The sequence below is a fragment of the Pseudomonas sp. Arb-4-2C genome (genome assembly GCF_055755015.1).
Map to the genome: position 1 here is coordinate 5,399,533 of NZ_CM146899.1, position 13,406 is coordinate 5,412,938.

A 13,406-nucleotide genomic window follows, 5' to 3' on the forward strand; every position below is an offset into this window, starting at 1 on the left:
AAGAGGCCAGTCAGCCCCCCATAAAGGCTGGATCAGTGAACCAGCCCCGCATCCACCAACAACTGCTCCAACCCAAACAAATCCGGCACCTTCGCCACCTGCTCCCCGACCTGCACCGCGGCCTGCTCCAGCGCACACAACGGCACATCGACATAACTCAACTGGCTGTCGAGCTTGTACGAACGCGGAATCCCCTGCACCAGCAGCGCAATGAATTTGAGCTGCGGCAAGCCACCGAGGGCGTTGAGGATAACGATCCGCGCGCGCTCGCCGATGACGATTTTCTGCCCGCAGGCCGACTCGAAACTCAGCAGCGGAATCTGCCGTTCACGCCAGCTCACCCGCCCCAGGTACCACGGCGGTGTGTCCAGGTCGAAAGCGCTGGCCTGATAGTCGATCAGCTCGGCCACGGCGACGTTGGGCAGGATCAGGTTGCGATCGGCCAACGGCAGCAGCAAACCGGTGAGCTGGCTGGTGCGCGCGTTGTGGCGGCGCTCATGCATGTTTCTTGCTCCAGTGAGCGATACTTTCGAGCAGCACCGATTCCTGGTACGGCTTGCCGAGGTAGTCGTTGACGCCGATGGCCATTGCACGGTCGCGGTGTTTCTGCCCGGTGCGCGAGGTGATCATGATGATCGGCAGGTGTTGCAGGCGTTCGTCGTTGCGCACCTGGGTGGCGACTTCGAAGCCGTCCATGCGCGGCATTTCGATGTCGAGCAGCATCAGGTCGGGCATGTGCTCTTCGAGCAGCAGCATCGCATCAACCCCGTCCTTGGCGGTCAGCACGTTCATGCCATGACGTTCGAGCAAACGGCTGGTGACCTTGCGCACGGTGACCGAGTCGTCGACCACCAGCACCAGCAGCGGCTTCTGCGGCTCGCTGTCGATTTCCGCATGCACCGGACACCGCGCAACCCGCGCCTGCATCGCGCGGATCGGCGCCAGCAGGTCGAGAATCAGCACCACCCGGCCATCGCCGAGAATCGTCGCCCCGGACACTCCCTGCACCGCGCCGAACTGCGGGCCGAGGCTCTTGACCACGATCTCGCGGGTGCCGGCCATCGCATCGACCTGCACCGCGATGCGCCGGTCATTGCACTGCACCAGCAGCACCGGCAATGGCAGGCTCTGGCCGAGCAGTTTCGGCCGGGGCGCGGTTTTCAGCAGCTCGCCCAGGTAACACAGTTCATGGCGCTGACCGCCGTAGTGATAGCTCGGCGGATCATTGCGGAAATGCCCCTCCAGATCATTCGGCAAGACGCGGACGATGCCTTCGATGGTGTTCAGCGGAATCGCATACTGATCCTCGCCGCACTGCACCATCAGCGCCCGGTTGACCGACACGGTGAACGGCAAGCGAATGCGGAAATGCACGCCCTGCCCCCGCACCGAATCGATACTCATGGTGCCGCCGAGCTGACGGACTTCTTCGTGGACCACATCCATACCGACGCCGCGCCCGGAAATCTGGGTGATCTTTTCAGCGGTGGAAAAGCCCGGCTGGAGGATGAACTGCAGCACGTCGCGGTCACTGATCTCGGCATCCGGCGCCAGCAAGCCACGCTTAATCGCCTTGCGCCGCACCGCGTCCAGCGGCACCCCGGCGCCGTCGTCGCGGATATCGAAAACGATGTCGCCGCCCTCGCGCGACAGGTCCAGGCTGATCGTGCCCTGCGCCGGTTTGCCCGCCGCCAGTCGTACTTCGGCGGACTCCAGGCCGTGATCGACGGCGTTGCGCAACATGTGTTCCAGCGGCGCCGCCATGCGTTCCAGCACGTTGCGATCCATCTCGCCTTCGGCGTTGTCGATGATGAACGCGACGTCCTTGTTCAGCTCTTCGGCGACCTGACGCACGATGCGCTTGAGCCGTGGCAGCATCCGTTCGAACGGCACCATGCGCGTGCGCATCAGGCCTTCCTGCAATTCGGTGTTGATCCGCCCTTGTTGCTGCAACAGGTTCTCGGCGTCGTGGTTGCGACGGTCGAGGGTTTCCTTGAGGTCGAGCAAGTCGGAGGCGGACTCGAACAGCGCCCGCGACAGTTGCTGCAACTGCGAATGACGGTCCATTTCCAGCGGATCGAATTCTTCATAACCGAGGCGTTCGGCATCGACCTGCTGACGGCTGAGAATCCGCCCCTGGGTTTCGGTGTCGAGCCGGCGCAACTGATCGCGCATACGCTCGATAGTGGTTTCCATCTCGTTCAGCGCGGTTTGTGCATCGCTGACCTGTTGCTCGATACGCCCACGGAAAATCGAGGTTTCACCGGCCAGATTGACCAGCTCATCGAGCAGCTCGGCGGACACCTTGACCATGTCCGCAGCGGCATCAGCGGCTGGTGCCGCAGGCTCGGTCTTGGTCGGAATCGGCAGCAGCGGCGGCGTGTCGGGCGTCGCCGGGTGGCTGAAATTCTGGATCGCACTGATCAGTCGATCCGCTGGCGGGCACGGCTGTCCGGCACGCACGCCGTCGAGCATTTGCGCCAGCCGGTCATGCCCGCGCTGCACCAGCGCGAACAGTTCGGTGGACGGCTGCAACACACCGGTGACGAGGCTTTCGTAGAGGTATTCCAGCTCATGGGCGAGGTCGCCGATCGGGCCGATCTCGACCATCCGCGCACCGCCCTTGAGGGTGTGCAGGTCGCGCAGCAGGGTTTCCACTTCCTGGCGATTGCCCGGCTCGGCCTGCCAGCGCAGCAACGCCGCGCCGGAGTTTTCGATGATGTCGAAACCTTCTTCGAGGAAGATCTCCAGCAGCTCCGGGTCATGCGCGGCGCTGTCGTGATCGGCGGCCGGTTGCGCGGCTTCGGCACTGCCGGATGCGCCCTGACGGAACTGGCGGATCGCCTCGATCAGCTCCTGCGCCGGGCGCAGTGGCTGATGGTCCTGCAACTGCTCCAGCAACAAGGCCAGGCGGTCATGACTCTTGTGCAGCAAACGCCCCAGCCTCTCGCTGTGACTGTAGCGGCGATCCACCAGCCCTTCGTAAAGACCTTCCAGCTCATGGGCCAGATCACCGATGGCATCGACTTCGGCCATCCGCGCGCCGCCCTTGAGCGTGTGCAAGTCACGCTGCAACGATGACAGCGGCGCGCCGTTGTCCGGGTCGCCCAACCAGCGCTGCAAGGCCTGGCCGGCGCTGTCGAGAATATCCACCGCCTCTTCAAGGAAGATCTCGACGATCTCGTCGTCCGGGGCGGTCTCGGCATTGGCTTGGGCGAGTTCGGCAGTCGCTGCACCCAGCTCATGGATGCTCAAGGTGCGACTGCCGTCGCTGCGGATCAGCCCCATGGACGTCGGGTCGAGGCTTTCATCCAGCAGTTCGTGCAAGGCGCGGATACGCTGCGGCTGCGGCGTGACTTCCTGGCCGGCGGCCAGTTCGTCGAGCATGTTGATCAACGCTTCGTGGGCGTTCTGCGCTTCCTGGAAAAACCTTTCGCTGACCGCCAGGCTGCTTTCTTCCACCGCGCCATAAAGGTCGAGCAAGGCTTCGCACAGCACGTCCACCGGCAGCAGATCGGCGAGGTGTGCGCCCTCGCCCAAAGTGGTCAGTTCATCCAGCAGCGCGCTGAGTTCCTGGCGCTCGCCGGGGTGTTGCTGCCAACGCTGCAGCAGGCTCTCAGCGTCGAGCAGAATGTCCATGCCCTGAGCGAGGAAGTTATTGATCAGTTGCGGGTCGCGCTTGACCCGCAAACCGGTATTCGGCGCATTGAGGATGGCTTCCAGACGTTCGGCGAGCAGTGTGCCCGTGCGTTTGATCAGCGACTGTGCACCGACAATCGGCGCCAGCGGATCGTGCTTGAGCTGACGCAGGCCAACGCGCAACAGGCCTTCGGCTTCGAGCAGCAATTCCACTTCGTCCAGGTCGAGTGGCAACTGATGTGCCTTGAATTCACGGGCCAACTGATCCAGTGGTGCCGCCAGTTCGGCAATCGGCAGCACGCCGGCCATCGACGCACTGCCCTTGAGCGTGTGCAAGGCGCGCTGCAACTCGTCGCTGGCCTGCAGCGGCACATGCTCGGCGGCCTGATCGAGAAAACGGTTGAGGCTGGCGAGGTGGGTTTCGGCTTCGTTGCGGAAGATCTCCAGCAACAGCGGATCCAACGCGGCAACGTCGGCGCCGTCTTCCTCGGCCGGCGCCGCAGCGCCTTTGGCCAAGGCGTGAGCGCGGGCCGCGAGTTGATCGACGTCGCTGCGCTGACGCTGGCGCTGAGTGGCGAATTCGCTGATCAGCTCCGGCAGCAACAGCACGCTGTCCTGGAGCAACTGTTTAACCTGCGGGCCGGGCTCGACGCTATGTTCCAGTACGCGGTTGAGCAGGTTTTCCACTGCCCACGCCAGCTCGCCGAGAATCAACGCACGAACCATCCGCCCACTGCCCTTCAAGGTGTGAAAGGCCCGGCGCAGTTCCGTCAGCGCGGCGCGGTCATGGGTGTCGGCCGTCCAGCGCGGCAGGTATTCGTGCAGAACCTCGAGCACCTCATCGGTCTCTTCGAGGAACACTTCGCGCAGTTCATCGTCCACCGGTTCTTCATCGGCGGGCGGCGGCATCAGGCTGCCGGGGGTGATCAAGGCTGGCGGGTTGACCGCCGACACCGGGCTTGCCAGCACATCGGCCAGCGACTGCACGGTCTCGGGGTCATCCAGCGCTTGCAGGTCCTGCATCACCAACGCTTCGCCGGGGCTGAGCACATCGTCGAGCAGCGGCACATGCGGTTCGCCGGGCTGCTCGTCGAGCGGGTCCTTGGGAAAAAAACCGAGGCTGGCGAGGCTCTTCTGTGCGACGTCCAGCAGGGGCTCGTTCGGCGCCTGCGGATCGTCGCTCAGACGCTCGAGGTAATACTCAAGGCTGGTAATGACGTCGGCCAGATTATCCAGCTGTTGCCAGCCCGGCTCATGGGGATCGAGCAGCAGATGCTCGCGGATGAAACGGTTGCAGGCTTCGACCAGGCTCGCCGCCCGGCTCAGCGGAATCATCGCCAGCGCGCCGCGCACCTGGGTCAGCAGCTCCGGCAACGGTTGCAATTGCTGGCGATCCCAGTCGGCGTCGATGTAGTCGACGATCATGTCCTTGGCCTGTTGCAGGCAGATGCGCGCTTCCTTGATCACGATCTGGTGGATCTGCGTCAGGTCGGTGGTCGGCAAGCGCGCGTCTTCGGGGCTTTCCGGCTCCACCTTGCCGACCATCCCGGCCAGGTTCGCTTCGACGTAGAGCAAGGCGCCAGCGACGTCCATCAGCGTGGCGTCACTCGGCTCGCGTTGGCCCTGAGCGAGGCTGAGCACCACCGCCAGTTGATCGATGATGACCTTGCGCGGCTGGCCGAAACCGAGCACTGCCAGGGTGTCGGCGATTTGCCGCAGCGGTGCCAGCAGGCTGTCCAGGTCCGAGGCATGCTGACGGTCGCTGCGCACGAACAGATCAAGCCGCTCCTTGACCCGCACCAGTTCTTCACACAATGCCGTGAGCACCGAGCGCATCGCATCGCGGTCGGGGCCGGCCAGGCGCGCGCGTTCTTCGTCGAGCATCGCGCTGTCGGGCAACGCGTCGTCCAGGGAGTAGCGATCTTTCATGGTCAGCATCTGCCCGGTGGGATGTTCGGCTTTGGCAATATAGAACAGCAGGCTTTTGAGCAGCTCCGCCGGCGGCGGTTGATTGAGTCCGTGCATGCCCTGTTCGAGCAGGCGCTTGAGCTCCTTGTCGGCATCCTTGAACAGGCTGCGCAGCGCGGGACTGTTGGCAATCGCGCCTTCGCGCATGCCTTCGACCAGCGCCGACGCCACTTGCCATAACGGGCTCAACGGCGCCTCGCCGCTCAAGGCTTCGAGACGGCTGAAGACCTTCGCCAGGTAATCCAGATGCGTCTGGTCATCCTGCTCGCGCAACAGACCGACCAGCGCCATTTGCAGCATCTGGCGCAACTTGCGCAGCACGTTCGGCAGTTCCGCAGGCTCCAGCAGCGCCAGCGCTGCATCGCTGAGCGGCGACAACTGGAGCAATTGCGGGCTGAACAGGCTGGTTTCCGAGAGCAGGCTTTCGCCCCGCGCACTGCGCAGATCGTTGATCAGCGGCAGCACCACCAGTGGCAGATCACGGCGGGCGCTCTGCACCCGGTCGAGGTAGATCGGCAACTGTCCAAGGGCTTGCAGCAGCAGGTGCAGGGCTTCTTCACGATGGCTGACGCGTTCGTGCTGCAAGGCCTCGACCAAGTGTTCCATCTCTTCGGCGAGCAAGGCGGCGCCGTAGAACTCGACCATCTGCAAGCTGCCGTGCACCTGATGAATGTAATCGAGGCACTCGTCCAGCCCAGGAAAGGCCTGCGGATCATCAAGCACGGCTTCAATCGCCTGATGCGCCTGTTTCAGCGTTTCGGCAATTTCGCCCTTGACCCATTCGAGGGCCACGTAATCATGCCGGTCACCCATAACCACTCCACTCACGCCTTGTCCGTCGCGGACGCCGACGGCAAGGTGAAACCGGATACCGAACGGCGCAGCTGACTGGCCATCTTCGCCAGGTTGCCGATGCTCTCGGCGGTGGCGGTGGAACCGGACGAGGTCTGCGTGGTGATCTGCTGGATCACGTTCATCGTCAGGGAAATCTGTCCGGCCGACGAGGTCTGCTGCTGCGCCGCGTTGGAAATGCTCTGGATCAGCGCCGCGAGGGTCTTCGACACGCCTTCGATTTCTTCCAGGGCCACCCCGGCATCCTGCGCCAGCCGCGCGCCGCGCACCACCTCGGTGGTGGTCTGCTCCATGGAAATCACCGCTTCGTTGGTGTCGGTCTGGATCGCCCGCACCAGGGTCTCGATCTGCCGGGTGGCGGCGGACGAACGCTCGGCCAGACGCTGCACTTCATCGGCTACCACGGCGAAACCGCGCCCGGCATCCCCGGCCATCGACGCCTGAATCGCCGCGTTGAGGGCGAGGATGTTGGTCTGGTCGGCAATGTCGTCGATCAGGCTGACGATGTCGCCAATCTCCTGCGAGGATTCGCCCAGGCGTTTGATCCGCTTGGCGGTGTCCTGAATCTGTTCGCGAATGTTGTCCATGCCGTGGATGGTGTTGTGCACCACCTCGTTGCCTTTGTTGGCGATCTCCACCGAACGCTCGGCCACCGCCGAGGACTCAGCGGCGTTGGCCGACACCTGGTCGATGGATTGGGCCATGTCGCTGATCGCCGTCGAGGCTTCGGAAATCTGCTGCGCCTGATGCTCCGAGGCCTGGGCCAGGTGCATCGCGGTGGCCTGGGTTTCCTGCACGGCGGCGGCCACCTGGCCGGCGGTGAGGTTGATGGTAGCGACCAGATCGCGCAGTTGGTCGACCGAGTAGTTGATCGAGTCGGCGATGGTCCCGGTGAAGTCTTCGGTCACCGACGCCGTGACCGTGAGGTCGCCGTCGGCGAGGTCTTCGATTTCGTCGAGCAGACGCATGATCGCGTTCTGGTTGCGCTCGTTCTTCTCGGCGGTCTCGCGCAACTGGCGATTGGTTTCACGGACCATGACCATGCCGATCAGGATGATCGAGGCCAGCGCCAGCAACCCCAACACGTAGCCGCCGATGGTATCGGTGCTGCGCCCGCCGGCGAGGTTTTCGAAGCCGGTGGCCAGATGTGAAGCTTCATCGAGCAGGGTCTGCGACAGGCTGAAGATGTTGCCGGCCGACTCACGGACCTTGAACAGCTCTGGCGAGGTTTCGAGGATTTCATCCACGGAGCCGGAAACAAACTGGAACAACTCGGAAATATCACTCAGGCGCGCACGGGCATCGCGGTCCTCGACCTGGCTGATTTTCAGGGTCGGGTTGCCCTGCAACATGCCGTTGAGCACCTGGCCGAAACGGGTGGCGTCGCGCCCAAAGGCGTCGGCGGCCTGCTGCGAATTCTCGTCGCCGGCGAGCACGGTGTTGACCGCGCCGAGGATACGTTCGGCCAGCAGTGATTGGCGCTGGGCCATCGCCACTTGCGCGGCCGGCGCGCCGCGTTGCAGGAGGATTTCGACGACTTTTTCGTATTCGATCTGCAACTGCGGCACAGTTTCGGCCAGCGTTGCGGCGACCTGATGCAGCGACAGCACGGTCTGCTCGCTGGAGAGAATGGCATCGGTGTTTTTCAGCAAGCGCTCCCAATCCAGCTGCACGGCGCGCATTTCAGGGCGCACGGTGGCCGGGGCGGGTGGCAGGCCGGTGGCCGGGTCGCCCTTCTTCAGATAACCCCAACGCTGGGCGAAATCGTTGCGCGCATCGCTGAGCAACTTGAACGCGGCAGCCTTGCCGGCGGCGGCTTCGGTGGCGTTCTTGGCGATGCGTTGCGACAGCACGCGCAGCTCACCGGCGTGGCCGATGTACTGTTTGTCGTAGTTGGCCTGGGTGTTGAGGTACGCGAAGTTGGCGAACAGCAGCATGATGAACACGATCAGTGCGATGAACAGCACGATGATCTGCGAGCGACTGCGCGATCCTTCCGCCGACTTGCCTGTTTTTGCTTTTGTCATCGGTCCTCGCCTATGAAACCTGCCACGGTCCAATGTGGGAGCGGGCTTGCTCGCGAATGCGGTGGGTCAGCCAGCATCAATGTTGAATGTCAGACCGTATTCGCGAGCACGCCCGCTCCCACATGGGGTTTGTGGTGTTTCGACTAAATTGCGACGCTCATGAACACCGGCGATTTGGCCAGCGCAAACAGGCTGAACACCCGCCAGTTCTGCTCGCGCCGGAAATAGCCTTTGACGAACTCGGCCTTGGAGCCCTGGCGCTTGCTGATCGAGATCGGCTCGAAGCTGCCCTGTTCGAAGTGCTGCAGGCCGAACACCTCATCGACCAGCAGCCCGGCGAATACGTCCTGATGCTCCACCACCAACACCCGCCGCTGTTTGCGCAGTGGCGACAGTTCGTGACCGAAGAATCCGCACAGGTCCATGATCGGCAGCAAGCGCCCACGCAGGTTAGCCACCCCTTTGACCCATGGCTTGACCCCGGGCAACTGAGTGAAGCGCGGCTCGTGCAGCACTTCGCTGACTTCGCCCATCGGCGCCACGTACCAGTGCTCGCCGAGGCGAAAACCGATGCCGCTCCAGCGATCCTGGCGACCGGGCTGCGACGGCAGGTCCGCCGCCAGCAGGCGGCAGCGCTGGTCGATCTGCCACAGCAACTCGAACGCGGTCAGCGATTCGCTCATGGCGGCGCGATCAACCGGCCAGCACGTTGTTCAGGGTCTTGATCAGCATGTCTTCCTCGACCGGTTTGGTCAGGTAATCCTTTGCGCCCTGACGGGTGCCCCAGACCTTGTCGGTTTCCTGATCCTTGGTGGTGATAATGATCACCGGGATGTGGCTGGTCTCGGCATCCTTGGTCAACTGGCGGGTCGCCTGAAAACCGTTGAGGCCCGGCATGACGATGTCCATCAGCACGGCGTCGGGTTTTTCCTGACGGGCCAGCGCTACGCCGTCGGCGCCGTTTTCGGCCTTGAGCACTTCATGGCCGTGCTTTTCCAGCATGCCGGTGAGTTTGTACATTTCAGTCGGCGAATCATCGACGATCAGGATACGTGCCATGGTCTTCCCCATTTTTCTTGTCGACATCCGGCCCGCTGGCCGAGCGTCTCTGTACGTGTCTTACTGCGGCAAAACGGCGGCAAAGCCCGGAACGTGGGCCTGGATCGCGTTGAGCAGTTCTTCCTTGCTGAAAGGCTTGGTCAAAAATTGATCAGAGCCGACAATCCGCCCCTTGGCCTTGTCGAACAGCCCGTCACGCGACGACAGCATGATCACCGGCGTGGACTTGAACGCACTGTTGTTCTTGATTAAAGCGCAGGTCTGATAACCATCCAGACGCGGCATCATGATGTCGACAAAAATGATTCCGGGGTGGTTGTCGGCGATCTTGGCCAACGCGTCGAAACCGTCGATGGCCGTGATGACCTCGCAGCCCACATTCTTCAACAGCGTTTCGGCGGTGCGACGAATCGTTTTCGAGTCATCGATCACCATGACCTTCAAGGCGCTGGACTGCTGTTCCATAAGGGGGCTCTACCGTCGCCTTTGCGAATCAAATTGTCCGTTTTGCGATGAGTAATGGCTGGAAACCCTTGATGCTCAAGGGCCAGCACGCTATGCCAGCCTTTTTAGCACAGTCTCCAGATGCAATCTATCGACGGGTTTTTCCTTGACCGAAAACCCTGCCAGCGCCACTCTGGCGGCACTTTTTCAATACCGATCCGGTAGCCAATTTTCGAGGAAAACCCAATGAGCGTTCGCGTCGGGATTGTCATGGACCCTATCGCCAGCATTTCCTATAAAAAGGATAGCTCGCTGGCCATGCTGCTGGCCGCGCAGAAGCGTGGCTGGGAACTGTTCTACATGGAACAGCGCGACCTGTATCAGGGCGAAGGTCAGGCCCGGGCACGCATGAAGCCGCTGAAAGTCTTCGCCAACCCGGAAAAATGGTTCGAACTGGACGCCGAGCAGGACAACCTGCTGAGCGACCTGGACGTGATCCTGATGCGCAAGGATCCGCCGTTCGACATGGAGTTCGTGTACTCCACCTACCTGCTGGAACAGGCCGAAACCGCCGGCGTGCTGGTGGTCAACAAGCCGCAGAGCCTGCGCGACTGCAATGAAAAGCTGTTCGCCACGCTGTTCCCGCAGTGCACGCCACCGACCGTAGTCAGCCGTCGCGCCGATGTGCTGCGTGAATTCGCTGCCAAACACGGCGACGTGATCCTCAAGCCGCTGGACGGCATGGGCGGCACTTCGATTTTCCGCCACCGCGCGGGCGATCCGAACCTGTCGGTGATCCTCGAAACCCTGACCGCCCTCGGCACCCAGCAGATCATGGGCCAGGCTTATCTGCCAGCGATCAAGGACGGCGACAAGCGCATCCTGATGATCGACGGCGAGCCGGTGGATTACTGCCTGGCGCGGATTCCGGCTCAGGGCGAAACCCGTGGCAACCTCGCCGCCGGTGGCCGTGGGGAAGCCCGTCCGCTGACCGACAAGGATCGCTGGATCGCCGCACAAGTCGGCCCGACCCTGCGCGAGAAAGGCCTGCTGTTCGTCGGTCTGGACGTGATTGGCGAAAGCCTCACCGAAATCAATGTCACCAGCCCGACCTGCATCCGCGAGATCGACAATGCGTTCGGCACCGACATCGGCGGCCTGCTGATGGACGCGATCGAGAAGAAGCTGCAAGCCTGACGGCCAGCTGCAAGCCTCAAGCCTTAAACATGCAGCTCGAAGCTCGAAACTCGCTGCTGCTCCTGTGCTGCTTGTCGCTTGAAGCTTGCAGCTAAAAACCAACATTGCGTTATCATGCCGAGCCCGTAAAAACGCGATGTTGGTTTTTCTGTCATGACCCTCCCGTCCGATCTGCCCGCAGAACTCGCCCACCGTGGCGTGCGCCCGGCCGATCGCCTCGGATTTACCCTGTTTCTCGCGGCGCTGATTCATTTGGCGCTGCTGCTGGGTGTCGGCTTCACCATGGTCGAGCCCAAGCAGATCAGCAAAACCCTGGAAATCACCCTCGCCACCTTCAAGAGTGAAAAGAAGCCCGAGAAGGCCGACTTCCTCGCTCAGGAAAACCAGCAAGGCAGCGGCACCCTGGACAAGAAGGCGATCCCCAAGACCACCGAGGTCGCGCCGTTCCAGGACAACCAGGTCAAGAAAGTCACCCCGCCACCGGCCGCCAAGCCGGAAGTCCGCGAAGCGGCGCCCAAGGCTGCGGTGACCACGGTGGCGCCGAAACAGCAAAAGGCGCCAACCAAGAAAGAAGAAACCAAAACCGAGACCAAACCTGCAGTTGACGCACCGACGTTCGACAGCTCGCAGCTGTCCAGCGACATCGCCAGCCTCGAAGCGGAACTGGCCAACGAACAACAGCTGTACGCCAAGCGTCCGCGCATTCACCGTTTGAGCGCCGCCTCGACCATGCGCGACAAGGGCGCCTGGTACAAGGACGACTGGCGCAAGAAGGTCGAGCGGATCGGCAACCTCAATTACCCGGAAGAGGCCCGACGCAAGCAGATCTACGGCAACCTGCGCCTGATGGTCTCGATCAATCGCGACGGTTCGCTGTATGAAGTGCTGGTGCTCGAGTCGTCCGGCCAGCCGCTGCTGGATCAGGCAGCGCAGCGCATTGTTCGACTGGCGGCACCGTTTGCCCCGTTTACCGGCGATCTGTCGGATATCGACCGACTGGAAATCATCCGCACCTGGAAGTTCGCCCGGGGCGACAAGCTCTCCAGCAATTAAGAACATCGCAAAGCCCGCCCCACATTTGATCCGCGTTGCTGCCTGATCCTCAGCTTGTCAGTTTGCCCCTACGACGCCACACTATCGCTCATGAAAAACGTCAGCCCCAGCTACCTCAAGCATCACTTCCTGATCGCCATGCCTCACATGGCCGACCCGAACTTTGCCCACACCTTGACCTACATCGTCGAGCACACGGCCAATGGCGCCATGGGGCTGGTGGTCAATCGACCGCAAGAGCTGAATCTGGCCGACATTCTCGAGCAACTGCGTCCGGACATCGATCCACCAGCGCTGTGCCAGCATGTGCCGATCTTCATCGGCGGCCCGGTGCAGACTGATCGCGGTTTCGTTCTGCACCCGGCGGGCAAGACCTTTCAGGCCACTGTCGAGCTGGACGGTGATCTGGCGCTGTCGACCTCGCAGGACGTGCTGTTCGCCATCGCCGACGGCGTGGGCCCGGCGAAAAGCGTGATCGCCCTCGGTTACGCCGGCTGGGAAGCCGGGCAACTGGAAGCGGAGCTCGCCGACAACGCCTGGCTGACCTGCCCGTACGACGCCGACATCCTGTTCAACACCAGCAGCGAACTGCGTCTGGAAGCGGCGGCACGGCATCTGGGGATCAACCTCAGCCTGCTGACCAGTCAGGCGGGGCACGCCTGATGGCCCTGCGCCTGATTCTCGGCTTCGACTACGGCACCAAACAGATCGGCGTCGCGGTCGGCCAGGTGATTACCGGCCAGGCTCGCGAGCTGTGCACCCTGAAAGCGCAGAACGGCGTTCCGGACTGGAATCAGGTCGAAGCCCTGTTCAAGGAATGGAAGCCCGACGCCGTGGTGGTCGGCCTGCCGCTGAACATGGACGGCACGCCCAGCGAAATGTGCCTGCGCGCCGAGAAGTTCGCCCGTCGCCTCAATGGCCGCTTCAATGTGCCGTTCTATACCCACGACGAACGCCTGACCACCTTTGAAGCCAAGGGTGAGCGACTGGTGCGCGGCGGACAGAAAGGCAGTTACCGCGACAACCCGGTGGACGCCATCGCCGCCGCCCTGCTGTTGCAGGGCTGGCTCGATGAAAACACTGCATTGTTTGAATCCTGACAAGCGCTTCGGCGCTTTTCTTTTGCGTTATAACCCAAGCCTTGTCCAAGGACCTGGCTCGGCCCCA

Annotated in this window: 10 protein-coding genes; 4 read left to right on the forward strand and 6 right to left on the reverse strand. The window is 62.5% G+C overall.

Translation table 11 applies throughout. The features are described from left to right. Positions 1 to 32 precede the first annotated feature (32 nt). From AC0J41_RS24545 to pilG, 6 genes are all read right to left on the reverse strand, one after another. Positions 33 to 503, reverse strand: coding sequence for a chemotaxis protein CheW (locus tag AC0J41_RS24545; RefSeq protein WP_473013825.1), 471 nt, complete (start codon positions 501 to 503; stop codon positions 33 to 35). Continuing rightward, on the reverse strand, positions 496 to 6,420 hold the full coding sequence (locus AC0J41_RS24550; protein ID WP_473013826.1) for an Hpt domain-containing protein: 5,925 nt from the start codon (positions 6,418 to 6,420) through the stop codon (positions 496 to 498). Before AC0J41_RS24550 ends, AC0J41_RS24545 begins: the two co-directional genes overlap by 8 nt. 11 nt (positions 6,421 to 6,431) lie before the next feature. Beyond that, positions 6,432 to 8,486, reverse strand: a complete 2,055-nt coding sequence (locus tag AC0J41_RS24555; RefSeq protein WP_025109156.1) for a methyl-accepting chemotaxis protein — start codon at positions 8,484 to 8,486, stop codon at positions 6,432 to 6,434. Between the two features lie 143 nt (positions 8,487 to 8,629). Then, positions 8,630 to 9,169, reverse strand: a complete 540-nt coding sequence (locus AC0J41_RS24560; RefSeq protein ID WP_025109155.1) for a chemotaxis protein CheW — start codon at positions 9,167 to 9,169, stop codon at positions 8,630 to 8,632. A 10-nt stretch (positions 9,170 to 9,179) separates the two neighbouring features. Next, a complete protein-coding gene (gene pilH, locus AC0J41_RS24565; protein WP_025109154.1) occupies positions 9,180 to 9,545 on the reverse strand; it encodes a twitching motility response regulator PilH in 366 nt (121 codons plus the stop codon). A 60-nt stretch (positions 9,546 to 9,605) separates the two neighbouring features. Beyond that, positions 9,606 to 10,010 carry a twitching motility response regulator PilG gene (gene pilG, locus AC0J41_RS24570; protein WP_025109153.1) on the reverse strand — a complete coding sequence of 135 codons (405 nt, stop codon included), beginning with the start codon at positions 10,008 to 10,010 and terminating at the stop codon, positions 9,606 to 9,608. A 225-nt stretch (positions 10,011 to 10,235) separates the two neighbouring features. Between pilG and gshB the strand changes: the two genes are divergently transcribed. From gshB to ruvX, 4 genes are all read left to right on the forward strand, one after another. Beyond that, positions 10,236 to 11,186 carry a glutathione synthase gene (gene gshB, locus AC0J41_RS24575; RefSeq protein WP_025109152.1) on the forward strand — a complete coding sequence of 317 codons (951 nt, stop codon included), beginning with the start codon at positions 10,236 to 10,238 and terminating at the stop codon, positions 11,184 to 11,186. A 153-nt stretch (positions 11,187 to 11,339) separates the two neighbouring features. Beyond that, a complete protein-coding gene (locus AC0J41_RS24580) occupies positions 11,340 to 12,239 on the forward strand; it encodes an energy transducer TonB (protein ID WP_025109151.1) in 900 nt (299 codons plus the stop codon). Between the two features lie 90 nt (positions 12,240 to 12,329). Next, positions 12,330 to 12,902 carry a YqgE/AlgH family protein gene (locus AC0J41_RS24585; protein WP_025109150.1) on the forward strand — a complete coding sequence of 191 codons (573 nt, stop codon included), beginning with the start codon at positions 12,330 to 12,332 and terminating at the stop codon, positions 12,900 to 12,902. Next, positions 12,902 to 13,339, forward strand: a complete 438-nt coding sequence (ruvX, locus tag AC0J41_RS24590) for a Holliday junction resolvase RuvX (protein WP_003229101.1) — start codon at positions 12,902 to 12,904, stop codon at positions 13,337 to 13,339. The genes AC0J41_RS24585 and ruvX overlap by 1 nt, the downstream gene beginning before the upstream one ends. The last annotated feature ends 67 nt before the right edge of the window (positions 13,340 to 13,406 follow it).